Consider the following 15,741-nt stretch of genomic DNA (forward strand, 5'->3'; position numbering starts at 1 on the left):
ACAATGGAAAAATTGAAAATTTTAGTAGTTGATGATGAATCAAGAATGAGAAAGCTCGTAAGAGACTTCCTTGTAAAAAGCGGCTTTGATGTAATTGAGGCTGAGGATGGACAGAAGGCAGTTGATATCTTTTTTGAGGAAAAGGATATTGCTCTGATAATCCTTGATGTAATGATGCCTAAGATGGATGGCTGGCAGGTCTGCAGAGAGATAAGGGCATATTCAAAGGTGCCGATCATCATGCTTACAGCCAAGACTGAGGAGAGAGACGAGCTTCAGGGCTTTGAGCTTGGAGTTGATGAATATATCGGAAAGCCCTTTAGTCCCAAGATACTTGTAGCAAGAGTTGAAGCTATTTTGAGAAGAACCACACAGGGAGCAAGCGATGATATTGTTGAGGCAGGCGGAATTGTTATTAACAAGGCTGCTCACAATGTCACTATCGATGGCAAGGAGATAGAGCTTTCCTTTAAGGAATTTGAGCTTCTTACCTTCTTTATTGAAAATAAGGGACTTGCTCTTTCAAGAGAGAAGATCCTCAACAACGTCTGGAATTATGACTATTTTGGTGACGCCAGAACAATCGATACCCATGTTAAAAAGCTCCGCGGCAAGATGGGCGAAAAGGGCGACCTTATAAAAACAATATGGGGCATGGGCTACAAGTTTGAACCCTGATAGGAATTTATGTCGAATAACAGTGAAAAAAAGGTAAGGCTATCCTTACGTACAGAGTTAAACATACTGTTTCTGTTTGTCATGGTTGGAATGATATTATTCCTGGTCATAATTAATCAGTTCTTTTTGGAACGTGTTTACTTATCACACCAGCTTGATGTGGTAAAGCAGGCTTACAGAAGCATTGATGAAGTGTCCACAGATGGAAGCTTTTCAACTGATGAATATGATATAGAGCTTCAGAGTATCTGCGATACCTACGGAATTGAGCTTATTGTACTTGATGCCGATTCGCAGATGATAAAGTCGTCCTCCAGTGATGCCGACTACATGGCACATATTCTGTGGGACAATCTTGTGGGCGACAGCCTTTTGGGTGGAACTGAAGGCGTAAAGAGAATAATTGAAAAAAGTAATGACTATACGATTCAGATAGAGACTGATAAGCGCCTTAATACTGAGTATCTGGAGATTTGGGGCGTTATTGAATCCGGTTACATTGTAATGGTTCGAAGTGCACTTGCAGGAATCAGGGAGAGCGTTGGCATTTCAAACAAATTCATGCTTTATGCAGGTCTTGCTGCAATTGTCATTGGTTCAATCAGTATTCTGTACCTTAGCGACAGAATCACGAAGCCTATTCTTCAGCTTTCAAAGATTTCCGAAGAGATGAAAAACCTTAACTTCGAAGCGAAGTATCAGGCTGACAGCAAGCGGAAGAACACTAATGAAATTGATATCCTGGGTGAAAACATAAATGAACTGTCTGAAACCCTGGAGCTTACAATTAAAGAGCTGAAAACAGCCAATAACGAACTGAAGCAGGATATTGCACATAAAGAAGAAATTGATGAGATGCGTCGCGAGTTTTTATCTAATGTATCCCATGAGCTGAAAACTCCTATAGCGCTGATCCAGGGATATGCAGAGGGCCTCGAGGAGGGAATCAGTGATGATCCCGAGAGTATGGCTTTCTATTGTGATGTAATCAGAGATGAAGCATCCAAGATGGATACGCTTGTTAAGAAGCTTCTTACTCTTAATCAGCTCGAATTCGGTAATGATGTTGCGCAGATGGAGCGCTTTGACATCACTGAAACTATAAAGAATTACGTAAAATCTGCCGATATATTAACGAAGCAGAAAAACGCTAAGGTGCAAATGGATGATTATCCTCCGATCTATGTATGGGCGGATGAATTCAAGACAGAAGAAGTTCTTATGAACTATTACAGTAATGCACTTAATCACCTTAGTGGTGACTGCGTTGTGGAGATAAAGCTCAAGACCTATGATGATAAGGTCAGAGTATCAGTATTTAATACCGGAGAGCCGATTCCTGAAGAAAGCATAGGCCATATCTGGGAGAAGTTTTACAAGGTTGATAAGGCAAGGACCAGAGAATATGGCGGAAGTGGCGTTGGACTTTCAATTGTAAAGGCTATTATGGAATCCATGCATCAGGGCTATGGTGTTAATAACTACGATAATGGTGTGGAATTTTGGTTTGAGCTGGAAACAAGATAAAACCTTTTCGGAGGCGTTTATGGTTAAACGTGTTTTAAAGGCTTTAATTACATGCTTTGCTGTGGGGCTTTTACTGACAGGCTGTGGTTCTCAGATTCCTGAAATGACAGAGGATGAGTACAACCAGACTGTTCAGTATATGGTGAGTCTTCTTATGAAGCACTCCAATAACGGAGTTGAGAAGCTGTCATCTTTAAGCTCACTTGAGCTTCAGAGACAGTTGGAGCGAGATGACAGAAATGCTAAAAAGGCTGCCCGTGATAAACAGCTTGAAATTGCTATTGCCAACATGCCTGATAATAACGGAGATGGTGATGGAACAGAAGAGACAGATAACACAGGTGAAGATACTCAGGTTCAGGATACAACGGATACTACAGATGTAGCACAGGCAGAACCTGATAACACTGATGAGAACAATACAGATCAGACTGATTTTACCGAATTCGTAGACGACACTACTGAGAAGACAGAAATAAAGGATGATATTGAGAATCTTTTAGATCAATATGAGGATGACCTGAATGAAGGTATCCAGAATGCAGGATTAGATTTCCCTGAGACTGATGAAAAGCAGGATAATTCTGATACTCCTACAGAATCCATTCCGCCCGCTATGGTAACAGATGAGGGTGGAAGCCCTGCCACTGAGGCAGATAAGGTTGTGGATGGCATGAGACAGGAGCTTTCCAAGGGAATGTTCCTTACATATTCAGGCTACAGTGTTGCTGCAACCTATCCTGACAACGATGATATTTTCGTAATAAACGCAACTGCAGGTAAAAAGCTTCTTATCCTCAATTTCAGGCTTGCAAATACTAGTGGCATGGACGTTACTGTTGATATGGTAAAGGCAAATCCTCATTTTCAGATTATTTTAAACGGCGTTAATGTGGGATATACCAATGTAACAATGCTTGATAATGACCTCAGTTCCTTTGCGGGAACAATAACCTCAGGTCAGAAAAAGAGCATGGTTCTTATAAAGCAGATGGATGCTGCTAAGCTTAAAAACGTCGAAACGCTTGGACTTATCGGGGATCTTGGCGGAGAGACAATAGAATTCAACCTGGAATAAATGCATTTTGAATAGCGTATTATTAGCCCTCTTTACTGAACAAATCGGCAAAGAGGGCTTTGCATATTCGAAATTTACTATGGTTTCTATTAAATATGTATAAATTTTTTCGTTTTTCTGCAAATTTCGTGATATACTAATTTAGTTATAAAGAACATATTTAACTATTTGGAACAGAGTAGTTATAATCATTTTCAATAAACGAGGTAAATGTATGAAACAGTTAGACGATTATGTAAGAACAATACCAGATTTTCCGGAACCCGGCATTATGTTCCGCGATATTTCAACAGTACTTGCAGATCCTGACGGACTTCAGCTTGCTATAAATGAGATGCAGGACCTTGTAAAGGACGTTGATTTCGACGTAATAGTTGGTGCTGAATCAAGAGGCTTTATTTTTGGTACATGTATTGCTTATAACCTTAAGAAGGGGCTTGTTATGACTCGTAAAAAGGGTAAGCTTCCCTGCGAGACCATTTCTGAGGATTATGACCTTGAGTATGGCAAGGCTACACTTGAGATGCACAAGGATTCGATCAAGCCCGGCCAGAAGGTTCTTATCGTAGATGACCTTATTGCTACAGGCGGAACTGTACAGGCTATGATCAAGATGATCGAGAGACTTGGCGGTGAGGTTGCAGGTGTTCTTGTACTTATGGAGCTCAAGGGACTTCACGGCAGAGAAGCGCTTGGAAAATACAAGCTTTTCTCAGCTCTTGCATATGACGGAAAATAAATTACTAAATTAACGGAGTACACGCATGGGTCAGACAGAATTTGATGATGGAAAAATTGAATCAATCGATGAATTTCAGTCTCCCGAAGCTCTTTACGAAGGGCTTATTACCCGTGTCCGCAAATATCACCCTTCAGATGATATTACTTTGATTGAGAAGGCTTATCAGGCTGCAGCCGAGGCTCATAAGGAGCAGAGGCGTAAGTCGGGTGAGCCTTATATTATTCATCCTCTCTGTGTTTCAATCATCCTTGCTGATCTGGAATTGGATAAGGAGACGATTGCAGCGGGACTTCTTCACGATGTCGTTGAGGATACCATCTATACCAAGAAACAGGTAGAGGAACAGTTCGGTGCTGATGTTGCACTTCTTGTTGACGGAGTTACCAAGCTGCAGGGACTGGAGCTTTCCGGGGACTATGCGACCAAGACTCCTGACCAGATGGAGATGCAGGCTCAGAACCTTCGTAAGATGTTCCTTGCTATGGCTAAGGATATTCGAGTTATTCTGATCAAGCTTGCGGACAGACTGCATAATATGCGAACACTTAAGCATATGCCGCCGGAGAAGCAGCAGAGGATTGCTCAGGAGACCCTTGATATTTACAGTCCTATAGCAGGAAGACTTGGTATCAGTAAAATTAAGATTGAGCTTGATGATCTCTCACTTAAATACCTTGAACCTGATATTTACTATGATCTCGTTAAGAGAGTTGCTCAGAGAAAGGTTGAGAGAGAAAAATACGTTGAGGAGATATGCGCAGAGGTAAGAGAGCATATCAGCACAGCCGGAATACACGGCGATGTAAACGGACGAGTTAAGCATTTCTTTAGTATCTATAAGAAGATGCACAATCAGGGTAAGACCCTGGATCAGCTCTATGATTTATTCGCGGTCAGAATAATAGTAGATTCTGTTAAGGACTGCTATGCAGCTCTTGGTGTAATCCATGAGATGTATAAGCCTATTCCCGGCAGATTTAAAGACTATATTGCTATGCCCAAGCCCAATATGTATCAGTCACTTCATACCACACTGATTGGTGCTTCGGGTCAGCCCTTCGAGATACAGATCAGAACCTATGACATGCACCGTGCAGCTGAATACGGTATCGCAGCTCACTGGAAGTATAAAGAGGCTTCCGATGGTAAGCATGTTGAGGGACAGGAAGAAGAGAAGCTTATCTGGCTCAGACAGATCCTTGAATGGCAACAGGATATGTCGGATAACCAGGAGTTCATGAATCTTCTTAAGAGCGACCTTAACCTGTTCTCAGAGGATGTATACTGCTTTACTCCTAACGGAGAAGTTAAGAACCTGCCTGCGGGCTCTACACCTATCGATTTTGCCTACAGTATTCACAGCGCAGTAGGTAACAAGATGATCGGAGCCAAGGTAAACGGCAAGCTTGTTCCCATCGATTACAGAATTCAGAACGGTGACAGAATTGAAATCCTTACCAGCCAGAATTCCAAGGGACCCAGCCGTGACTGGCTCAGTATTGTAGGAAGTACATCCACCAAGAATAAGATCAACCAGTGGTTCAGGAATGAGTTCAAGGAAGAGAATATCAGCAAGGGTAAGGAAGCTCTAGTTGAATATTGTAAGTCCAAGGGCATAGATATCTATAATGTCATGAAGCCTGAGTACCAGAATCTAATAGTCAGAAAATACGGCTTCCACAGCTGGGATGCTGTTCTTGCAGCTGTAGGTCATGGTGGTCTTAAAGAGGGACAGGTTGTAAATAAGATTCTTGAGCTTTACGACAAGGATCACAAGCAGAATATGACTGATGAGGAGGTTCTTGCTGCAGTTGCGGAATCTAATGTAACTCCTCGTATCAGCAGTAGCGGAAGTGCAATTATCGTTAAGGGTATTCACGATGTTGCAGTCAGATTTTCAAAGTGCTGTAACCCTGTACCCGGCGATCCAATAGTTGGATTTGTTACCAGAGGTCGTGGCGTGTCTATTCACAGAAAAGACTGTGTCAATGTACGCGCTATGCAAAACGAAGACAGAACAAGGCTCATAGAAGCCAAGTGGGAAAGCCACGCTCTTGGCGAGAAGTATGTAGCTACTATCAATATTTTTGCTAATAACAGACCGGGACTTCTTGCGGATGTTTCAAGAGCTCTTACTGAGAAAAACGTTGATATTCTTTCAATGAATACCCGTACCAGTAAGCAGGGACTTGCGACTATGGAAACATCCTTCCAGGTTTCAAGCAGAGAAGAGCTGGGGGAGATTGTTGATAAGATTAGAAATATTGACAGTGTCATCGATATCGAGAGAACTACAGGCTGATGCAGAATTCATTTTTATGAATTCTCATCCTGTTCTCGATACCGTGCTTTATGAAAGGTATTGAAAATGGCAAATAGGGAGATAGGAACTGCGGCAGTTGGATCCATGTGCCTGGGAATGGTACAGACTAACTGCTATTTTGTTTTTAAAGAAGATGGAAATGATCATGGCGTTGATACTGTGCCTGAAAGCGAGAGGGAATTTACGCCTGTGATATTTTTTGATCCGGCTGACCACGGTGCCATGATATATGATGAATTAAAAAAGCGTGGCTTTAAGGTTGAAGCCATATATCTGACCCATGGACATTTTGATCATATAAGCGGCGTGAAGGAACTGCAGAAGCTGTCCGGAGCAAAGGTATATGCCTATGAGAAAGAGGCTAAGCTCTGCGAGGATCTGGATTATAATCTTTCAAATATGTTTGGAACAAATGCCAGCGTAAAACCTGATGTACTTCTTACTGATGGGGAGATGTGTGAATGCGCAGGGCTGAAGTTCAAGGTTATTGCAACGCCCGGACATACACCGGGAAGCTGCTGCTATTATTTTGAGGATGACAGGATTCTTATTAGTGGAGACACCTTATTCGAAGGATCGGTTGGCCGAACGGACTTCCCCGGTGGATCAGCGGCAACTCTTGTAAGATCCTGTCATGAAAAGCTCTTTGTTCTTCCTGATGATACCGTTGTTTATCCGGGACATGGCGCTGAGACCACCATCGGCTTTGAGAAAGAAAATAATATGTATTTATAAAAAAGGTACCAATGCATGATCCAAGTAATACTGAATAAAGATAAGTTCAAATATGATATTCATTCGCTGGTTAAGGCGTTTTATCCCAAAGAGGATGTAAGTGTTCTTACTTATGCTGAAGCAAAGGATAAGGAACAGGAATACATTTTTAAAATCGAGATATGCTTAGAAGAGGAAAAGGGACAGATTTCCATGAAGATAATTCATGGAGACGGAAGTGAAGTGAGCGCCGTTACGGAATGCTCTGATGGTGAAACGGAGAGCTCAGGTTCTACCAACGGCTCTGCGGCATCCCTCTCAACTCCTAAGAATGCGTTAAAACAGATGATGTACAGGGAGCTTTCTAAGGAAATCGGGCATGACCTTCCCTGGGGATCACTTACAGGAATACGTCCCACCAGGATTCCTATGCAGATGCTGGAAGCCGGCAAGGAAGAAAAAGAGATAAAGGCCTATATGCAGGATACATTTTTTGTTTCCGATGAGAAGACGGATCTTGCTTATGATATAGCCCTTAGGGAAAAGAAAATTCTTGATGACATTAACTATGAAAACGGTTACAGCATATATCTTGGAATTCCGTTTTGTCCTACAACCTGCCTTTATTGTTCCTTTACATCCTTCCCAATCGTTACCTGGAAAAAGAAGGTAGATTCCTATATAGACTGTCTGTTAAAAGAAATAGACTATGTGGCAGATGCTTTTAAAGGAAAAGTGGTCAATTCTGTTTACATAGGAGGCGGAACGCCGACTACTCTTGAACCTGAGCAGATGACAAGACTTGTTACCTATCTCAGGGAAAAGATTGATATTTCTGAGTGCAGGGAGTTTACAGTTGAATCCGGAAGACCTGATTCCATAACAAGAGAAAAGCTTCATGACATGAAGGAATGCGGTGTTGACAGAATCTCAGTTAATCCGCAGACCATGAGTGATGAGACATTAAAGCGAATCGGAAGACAGCACACTGTAGCCCAGTTTATAGATGCCTATAATATGGCCAGGGAAGAGGGCTTTGATAATATCAATATGGATATTATCCTTGGACTCCCCGGTGAAACAGAGGAAGATGTTAAGCATACAATGCTTGAGATAGAAAAGCTAGGACCTGACGATCTTACTGTTCACAGCCTTTCCGTAAAGAGAGGTTCAAGACTGGCTGAGCATATAAGAAACAATGGTTTCTTTGTGGCAGGTGATACCGGGAGAATGATGGAGATAGCAAAAGAGGGCGCTTCAAAAATGGGGCTTACGCCATACTATCTCTACAGACAAAAGAATATCTCCGGAAACCTTGAGAACACAGGCTATGCCCGTGAAGGAAAGGCCGGAATATACAATATTCTTATGATGGAAGAGGTTCAGTCAATCGTTGCTCTTGGTGCAGGAACCGTAACAAAGCGTGTTTATGGTGATGGCAGGATTGAGCGCTGTGATAATGTTAAGGATGTCACTCTTTACATGAACAGTATCGATGAGATGATTGAACGAAAGAAGAGGTTATTTTCCTGAGGGGGAAAAGCAATTGGGGAAGTGAACTTAAATGGAAAATAATAAAAGATATGAAATGATGACTAAAACGCCGGTTCCGCAGCTCATATTAAAGTTGGCCGTGCCGACGATTATCAGTATGCTTGTAACCGGAATTTACAACACAGCTGATACATTCTTCGTTGGTAAGATTTCAACACAGGCTACTGCAGCGGTTGGCCTTGTGTTTACGATGATGGCTCTCATACAGGCTACAGGATTCTTCTGCGGACACGGCTCCGGTAATTTCCTGTCAAGAATGCTTGGCGCTGGAAAGACAAAGGAAGCGAACGAGATGGCTTCCACTGGCTTTGCCATTGCTATAATACTTGGTGTGATAATAGCGATTGTAGGCAATATATTTGTTGACGACATCGCCATGATGATAGGCTCGACACCTACAACACTTGCGGACACCAGGATATACATGAGAATAATACTGATAGGCGCTCCCTTTATGACCGGGCAGTTTGTTATAAACAATCAGCTGAGGTTCCAGGGAAGCGCAGTCTATGCCATGATCGGTCTTATGTGCGGCGCAGTTATGAATATGGGGCTGGATCCGCTTCTTATTTTCGTATTCCATATGGGCGTAGCAGGTGCTGCTATAGCGACCATAATGGGGCAGCTTACAAGCTTCATCGTTCTTCTTATTGGAAGTAGTAAGGGTGAAAATATCAGGCTTTCATTCTCTAACATCAGGATAAATACCTATTACATAAAAGAGATTATAAACGGCGGAGCACCGTCTCTTTTCAGGCAGGGACTTGCAGCTGTAGCATCACTTCTCATGAACAAGGCTGCAGGAAGCTTTGGAGGAGATGCAGCTATTGCAGGAATGTCTGTTAACACCAGGGTAATGATGATGATGTCCTCAGCACTTATTGGCTTTGGTCAGGGCTATCAGCCTGTATGCTCCTTTAACTATGGTGCGGGACTTAAAAAACGTGTTAAGGAAGGATATTTCTTCTGCCTTAAATACTCCACGATTTTCCTGTGTATCCTGGGAACTCTGTGCTTTTATTTTGCACCACAGATTATTTCTGTTTTCAGAAATGATCCTGAGGTTATTGCGGTTGGTACCGTGGCACTTAAATGGACATCTGCAACAATTCCGCTTAGCGGCTGCATAGTTATGACTAACATGATGCTTCAGTCCATAGGAAAGGGCTTTAAGGCATCTATAATGGCTTCCTGCAGAAACGGTATTTTCTTTATTCCGCTTATTCTGATCCTGCCTCAGATTTTCGGACTTTTCGGAGTTGAGATCACACAGGCAGTGGCAGATATGTTTTCAATAGCTGTGTCAATTCCGCTTGCCTATTCCGAGATAAGATATTTTAAGGAATGATGCAAATTTAGACTTTAGTTTGCTTTGTGCTATGAGAAGATTATATAGGAATCATATAATCTTAAAATTGTATAAAAAATTAACTATTAACTGAATATTCGATTTTTATATGATATTATATTGTATAGAGTTAACCACTGATTTACCCATGCTAAAAAGCAGGAGGAGGAATTATGCAAGGCTATACTAAGATTGAGTATTCAAGAAATACTGATGTAATTCTTCGTAACACAAAGGGACATTTTATTACTCCCAATGCACATGTTAATTATTTCATTGACCTTTGCGATACTAAGGCCAGAATGAAAGAGGCAAGGGCAGCCGGTGAGGCATTGGCTGAGTTTTATATTGCTTCAGAGGTTATTGATACGATTCTTTGCCTTAACGGTATGGAGGTTGTTGGTTCCTATTTGGCAGATGCGCTTACTCAGGCAGGAGTTATCTCCAAGAACGCTCATAAGACCATGTACATTACAGGTCCTGAGTACAATGTAAGCGGACAGATTATGTTCCGTGACAACAATAAGCACATGATAGCTGACAAGAAGGTGCTTATTTTATCTGATTCAGTTACTACAGGTGGAATGCTGAGAAACGCCATCGAGTCCGTCAGATTCTATAAGGGCGAGGTTGTGGGAGTTGCAGCTTTCTTTTCAGTAGCTACCCAGATTGAAGGATATCCTATCAGGTCACTTTTCTCCACAAGAGACCTTCCTGATTATGCTAACTATCCGCATGATAATTGCCCTCTTTGCAAAGAAGGAGTACCTGTGGATGCTATCTGTAACGGATTTGGATATTCTACACTTTAAAAGCAGTTTTATTTAAGTATATTCGTATATTTTGTATGCTTGATGAATCCCCTAAACGTTGATAGAATCAATGTTTAGGGGATTTTTCCCTTTATAAAAGAAAAGCATTGAAAGGGGAGTATCTTTTAGATACAGGTATGAAATGAATTGCAATCCAAACGATCAATTTAATTCCCGGAAAAAATCACCTTTTAAAAAGGTATTGCTGGCAATTGTCATAGCTCTTACATTAATTATCTATGGCACGGCATTTTTTGTATTTTTTAAATTTGTAAAGCCGATAATAATCGGTAATATCATTGCGGGTGAAGAAATTGCAGAGATAAAAGCTGATAATTCTGATGATACGAAAGGAAATCAGAATGATGCCAATACCTTTGTAGAGGTCCCTTCACTTAGTGATATAACTGTAGAATCAGATCCTGTAAACTTTGATGAAATATGGGATGAGGGTGATGCAGATACGGTTTTCTACAATGAGGAGAATACACCCACATATATATGGGCGACCCATGCAACTGCTATCTATGCAAAGCTTGAGTATGGTTATCAGGATAAACTGATAGGACATATTATTTCTGATAGTGATGTTGACGACTGGAAAAGCTTCCTTGATAATTCATGGAGCATTTATGACAGGGATTCCGCAAAAGAGACAATAGAGCGCATGACAAATCATGGGCACAAGGAAAGCTTCAGAGAGTATGTAAAATCAGACTCAGATGTCCAGGAAGCTATAAATGCAATAGCAAGTGATTTTGGAAGTCTTAATACAATAGAGGATGCGGATAATGTAACTGAGGACTATCTGAAATCAAAGGGCATAAGATCGTTTACTATGGGGAAGATAAGAGGAGCAGCTCTAGCCTATAGCAGATTTGGTGAAAAGGGTCTTGATGGCTATGATTACCTCAGACTTATGAGAGTTACCTATATAAGCTTTAAATGTGGATACCTTTCACAGAATGAATATATGAAGCTTGTTGAGATTTTCAATGACAGGCTTAGGGTAACATATAACGATTTCAAAGAAATACATGAGACATATTATTACGGCGAAATGTTCCGTAATGAATACAGCTCGGAAGATGAGAAGAATCAGGCAATCAGGGATGCAATTGCAGGGCTTGATAAGGATGGTTTCTACGAAACTGCAGATAAAGAATATGAAATGGTAGATAACCATGATGATGAATACTATAAAATGGTTGGAAAAGCCGATGGATCAAACAATGTTTATGAATCAGACATTGAGCTTTCGGATAATCTTGAGGACTATACTTTTTCAATAAATGGCAGAGTTTATAAGCTTCCGCTTTCATATGATGAGATAGTAGACGGAGGCTTTACCCCGGATACAGACGGTAACTACCTGGTTCCTGCGGGAGAATCCTATTACTTTAAGGGCAGCTATATGGGCAATGAGTATTCCAAGCTTGACTTTGCAGTTTTGAATAATACAGACCATGACCAAAAGCTTGCAGATATCCCGATTATTCTGGTAAATGGTAATCAGTTCAGATGGAATCAGTACAGAAAGTATCCCTATAAAATCGCTGGAGGCTTGGAAATCGAGTACTCTACAATTGATGATGTAGAGAAGATGTTTGGACCCTTAACTGTTCCGGAAGACAGCACAGAGGATGTTCTCGGAACTACAATGTATTATTATGAATACAATTTTGGCAGCGGCTGGTACAGATTCATCGTTCAACCAAACGGAGAACTTGCCGGAATAAGAATGTGTAAATATTTGGAGGAATAAAAAATGGATACTTTAAGCATTTTACAAGACCTGGCAATTATCATAATTTCTGCCAAGTTAATGGGCATTGTTGCCAGAAAATTCAAGGCGCCTCAGGTTGCCGGAGAGATTATTGCAGGTCTTTTGATCGGCCCTACACTTTTGAATGCTGTTACTACCAATGATTTTCTTTCAGGGATGGCTGAAATCGGTGTGATCTTACTGATGTTCAGTGCAGGTCTTGAAACTAACATCGACAACCTGAAAAAGTCAGGCATAAAGGCTACAATCCTTGCATGTGCCGGAGTTTTAATTCCGCTTGTACTGGGGACAATTCTGTATATGTGTTTCTACGGCTTTTCAGGCGTAGGAACCACCGGATTCATGCAGGCTCTGTTTATAGGTACTATTCTGACTGCCACATCAGTAAGTATCACCGTTCAGGTTCTTAAGGAGCTTGGAAAGGTTTCAACAGATGTCGGAACAACTATTATGAGCGCCGCCATCATTGATGATGTTATCGGTATTGTCGTTCTGACAGCGGTTCTTGGACTACAGGATCCAGGTTCAAATGTGGGAATGGTTTGTGTTAAGACAGTTCTTTTCTTTGCCCTTTCAGTTATTGTCGGAATCATTGTATTTAAGATTATGAAAATAATGGATACAAGATGGCCACATACAAGAAGAATCCCGATCATGGGCATGGCTATAGCATTTGTTTTTTCATATGTAGCCGACAGATATTTTGGTGTTGCGGATATTACAGGAGCATATGTTGCAGGAATTGTCCTTAGTTCACTTGAGGATTCGGAATACATAGACAGAAAAATGGACATCAATTCATATATGATCTTTGGACCTGTGTTTTTTGCCAGTGTAGGTCTTCAGACTAATCTCAAAGAAATAGATATGACTATAATGGCATTTTCACTTGCCTTCGTATTAGTCGGACTGCTTGGTAAGGTTCTTGGCTGCGGAACGGTAGCAAAGATTCTTGGCTACAACTTATCGGATAGTGCAAAGATCGGTGTGGGTATGATGACAAGAGGTGAGGTCGCTCTGATAGTTGCTCAAAGAGGCCTAAAGGCTGAGATCATAGACAGCAGATACTTTACAGCTGTAATTCTTCTGATTATCACCAGTTCAATACTTACACCTATTATACTGAAAGCGCTCTACTCACATGATGAAAAATCTATGGCCTGAATCTTGCAGATACCTTACGAATTCTATGTGGCTTTAACTGAGTTAATATTATTGCTATAAATACCAGAGTACATCCAAGGATTTCTCTTGCGGTTAATGTCTGGCTTAATATCAGCCATCCGAATAATGTGGCGAATACAGATTCCATGCTCATGATAAGAGAAGCGATGGTAGGGCTGAGATTCCTTTGGCCTACGGCTTGCAGAGTGTAACCTATAGCACTTGAGAAGATGCCGGTATAAAGGATGGGAATCCATGCCCTGAAGGTCGAAAGGGATAAAGCCCAGGTTGCAGGATTGGGAAGCAGCTCAAAAACAAAACCAAAGATGCAGGATAAAGCTCCGGCTACAAAGAACTGCGTGCAGGACAGTGCAACAGGACTCATGATCGGAGCATAGTGGTCAACACAGAGTATTTGCACCGAAAACATGAAGGCGCATCCAAGAAGCAGGATATCAGCCTTTGAAAGTAATGCTATACCGGACTGAGTTAGAGCGTCAAAGCTCGGAAAACAGAGATAGTAAAGCCCTACAAGTGCAACGATTACAGCGATATATACAAGCTTGGAGTTTTTCTTACCAAGGAATATCCCGAGTATCGGAACAAGAATGATATAAAAGGCTGTGATAAAGCCGGCTTCACCGCTTCCTGCACCGGCTGCAATTCCAGCCTGCTGGAAGGTGGACGCAAGAAATAAAGCCGCGCCGCAGATGATGCCGCCTATCAGTTTGCTCATTTGAAGCAAAGATCCCCTTTTCCTCTCGTGACCGATCATGGGCAGTAAACAGAAGCCGCCGATAATGAATCTGATTCCGTTAAAGGTATAAGTTCCGATGCTTTGTCCGGCAAGTGACTGCGCAACAAAGGCAGCACCCCATACGATAGATGCAAGGATAAGGAATCCTGCACTTATTAGTTTAGTTGTATTTCGTTCTGATTGTCTCATGACAATTACCTTATTACGTATGAATACATACGTCAATCTGATATTTATGTGTTATTTACAGAATGTAATAAGGGCTCCGGCGGTGCCCATATCGCATAATAATACATTCTCGGAAGGAATAATAACTTCCGAGACATACTCTGTTTTGTATTCTTCAAGAGTCATAGAAGCTTTGATATCAAAATCGGGGCAGGAGGCAGCGTAGCCCGGCTGGATCTTGTCTGCTTTCGGGATATAATCTTTGACGTAATGATTGTAGATATCATCAGGAGAAGAGCATAACCAAAGGCAGTGATTTAAATCCGGAGTAAGCTTTTTTACAACACGTTTTAGCTGCTCGCTTTTTTCAAGATCAATGATGGGAAAGCCTGTAGTTTTTATTTCATATACAAGATTAGTAAGCAGTCTGTAATCACTTCTGGATAAAAGAGCAGAATAGTGATTTATTAAAAAGTCGCATATTTCATATTTTCCACAGTACATTATCTCAGTTGAAACAACGCTTGTTGGATCATACTTACTGGTCGTAAGCGCATTTATTGAAGGGAAGAGAGTGTTATCGCGATAGCCCTTCCCGGTTTCTAATATTTTTCTTGCTTTTTCAGTTAAATACTTATATTCCACATTCTCCATACTTTTATTTTATCCCATATTTTTGTATTGACATAATCATTTTTCGGGTTTATATTTAAATCAACATATGAACAAATGCTCATATGTAATAATGAAAAGGAGAACTGATCAGATGACCAGACTTTCATGCAAACTGGATGAGCTTCCGGATGAGGAAGAGATGTATGACCTTGCAGAGCTTTTTAAGGTCTTCGGTGATTCCACCAGAATCAGAATATTGTTTGCGCTATTTGCATCTGAGTTTTGCGTAAATGATCTTGCTGAGACTCTTGGAATGACACAGTCTGCAGTATCTCACCAGCTTAAGATCCTGAAGGTGAATCAGCTTGTGAAGAGCAGACGTGAAGGGAAGCAGATGTATTATTACCTGGCTGATGATCACGTAAGAACCATAATTTCCATGGGACGTGAGCATATAGAAGAAAAATAAATCATT

General features: G+C 41.2%; 14 protein-coding genes. 12 read left to right on the top strand and 2 right to left on the bottom strand.

Annotation, left to right across the window (positions count from 1 at the left end; translation table 11 throughout):
* Positions 1 to 3 precede the first annotated feature (3 nt).
* The 11 genes from G601_RS0114950 (at position 4) to G601_RS0115000 (ending at position 13,726) form a co-directional block, all read left to right on the top strand.
* Complete coding sequence (locus G601_RS0114950) at positions 4 to 678, top strand: response regulator transcription factor (RefSeq protein ID WP_026490583.1); 675 nt, start codon at positions 4 to 6, stop codon at positions 676 to 678.
* Positions 679 to 804: 126 nt separating this feature from the next.
* Positions 805 to 2,205, top strand: coding sequence for a sensor histidine kinase (locus tag G601_RS0114955; protein WP_330368856.1), 1,401 nt, complete (start codon positions 805 to 807; stop codon positions 2,203 to 2,205).
* Positions 2,206 to 2,224: 19 nt separating this feature from the next.
* Positions 2,225 to 3,283 carry a hypothetical protein gene (locus G601_RS0114960; RefSeq protein ID WP_026490585.1) on the top strand — a complete coding sequence of 353 codons (1,059 nt, stop codon included), beginning with the start codon at positions 2,225 to 2,227 and terminating at the stop codon, positions 3,281 to 3,283.
* A gap of 214 nt (positions 3,284 to 3,497) precedes the next feature.
* The gene (locus G601_RS0114965; RefSeq protein ID WP_026490586.1) at positions 3,498 to 4,022 is read left to right on the top strand and encodes an adenine phosphoribosyltransferase; all 525 of its coding nucleotides are present in this window, start codon (positions 3,498 to 3,500) and stop codon (positions 4,020 to 4,022) included.
* Between the two features lie 25 nt (positions 4,023 to 4,047).
* The gene (locus G601_RS0114970) at positions 4,048 to 6,327 is read left to right on the top strand and encodes a RelA/SpoT family protein (RefSeq protein WP_026490587.1); all 2,280 of its coding nucleotides are present in this window, start codon (positions 4,048 to 4,050) and stop codon (positions 6,325 to 6,327) included.
* Positions 6,328 to 6,393: 66 nt separating this feature from the next.
* On the top strand, positions 6,394 to 7,083 hold the full coding sequence (locus G601_RS0114975; protein ID WP_026665848.1) for an MBL fold metallo-hydrolase: 690 nt from the start codon (positions 6,394 to 6,396) through the stop codon (positions 7,081 to 7,083).
* 15 nt (positions 7,084 to 7,098) lie between these two features.
* On the top strand, positions 7,099 to 8,595 hold the full coding sequence (hemZ, locus tag G601_RS0114980; RefSeq protein ID WP_026665849.1) for a coproporphyrinogen dehydrogenase HemZ: 1,497 nt from the start codon (positions 7,099 to 7,101) through the stop codon (positions 8,593 to 8,595).
* 31 nt (positions 8,596 to 8,626) lie between these two features.
* Entirely contained in the window at positions 8,627 to 9,964 is a 1,338-nt protein-coding gene (locus G601_RS0114985) for an MATE family efflux transporter (protein WP_026665850.1), read from the top strand.
* 173 nt (positions 9,965 to 10,137) lie between these two features.
* Positions 10,138 to 10,776, top strand: a complete 639-nt coding sequence (locus G601_RS0114990) for an orotate phosphoribosyltransferase (RefSeq protein ID WP_026665851.1) — start codon at positions 10,138 to 10,140, stop codon at positions 10,774 to 10,776.
* A gap of 202 nt (positions 10,777 to 10,978) precedes the next feature.
* Entirely contained in the window at positions 10,979 to 12,541 is a 1,563-nt protein-coding gene (locus G601_RS0114995) for a DUF1266 domain-containing protein (RefSeq protein ID WP_026665852.1), read from the top strand.
* A 3-nt stretch (positions 12,542 to 12,544) separates the two neighbouring features.
* On the top strand, positions 12,545 to 13,726 hold the full coding sequence (locus G601_RS0115000) for a cation:proton antiporter (RefSeq protein ID WP_026490593.1): 1,182 nt from the start codon (positions 12,545 to 12,547) through the stop codon (positions 13,724 to 13,726).
* Here the strand turns inward: G601_RS0115000 and G601_RS0115005 are convergent.
* Together G601_RS0115005 and G601_RS0115010 are read right to left on the bottom strand one after the other, a co-directional pair.
* Complete coding sequence (locus G601_RS0115005; RefSeq protein WP_051200449.1) at positions 13,716 to 14,672, bottom strand: DMT family transporter; 957 nt, start codon at positions 14,670 to 14,672, stop codon at positions 13,716 to 13,718. The two genes, G601_RS0115000 and G601_RS0115005, sit on opposite strands and share 11 nt — an antisense overlap.
* A gap of 51 nt (positions 14,673 to 14,723) precedes the next feature.
* A complete protein-coding gene (locus G601_RS0115010; RefSeq protein ID WP_026665853.1) occupies positions 14,724 to 15,305 on the bottom strand; it encodes a hypothetical protein in 582 nt (193 codons plus the stop codon).
* Positions 15,306 to 15,417: 112 nt separating this feature from the next.
* On the opposite strand from G601_RS0115010, the gene G601_RS0115015 reads away from it, so the two are divergent.
* Positions 15,418 to 15,735, top strand: coding sequence for an ArsR/SmtB family transcription factor (locus G601_RS0115015; protein WP_196808902.1), 318 nt, complete (start codon positions 15,418 to 15,420; stop codon positions 15,733 to 15,735).
* Positions 15,736 to 15,741: the final 6 nt, after the last annotated feature.

Origin of the sequence: Butyrivibrio sp. FC2001, assembly GCF_000424125.1 — a bacterium.
Taxonomy (GTDB): Bacteria; Bacillota; Clostridia; order Lachnospirales; family Lachnospiraceae; genus Butyrivibrio.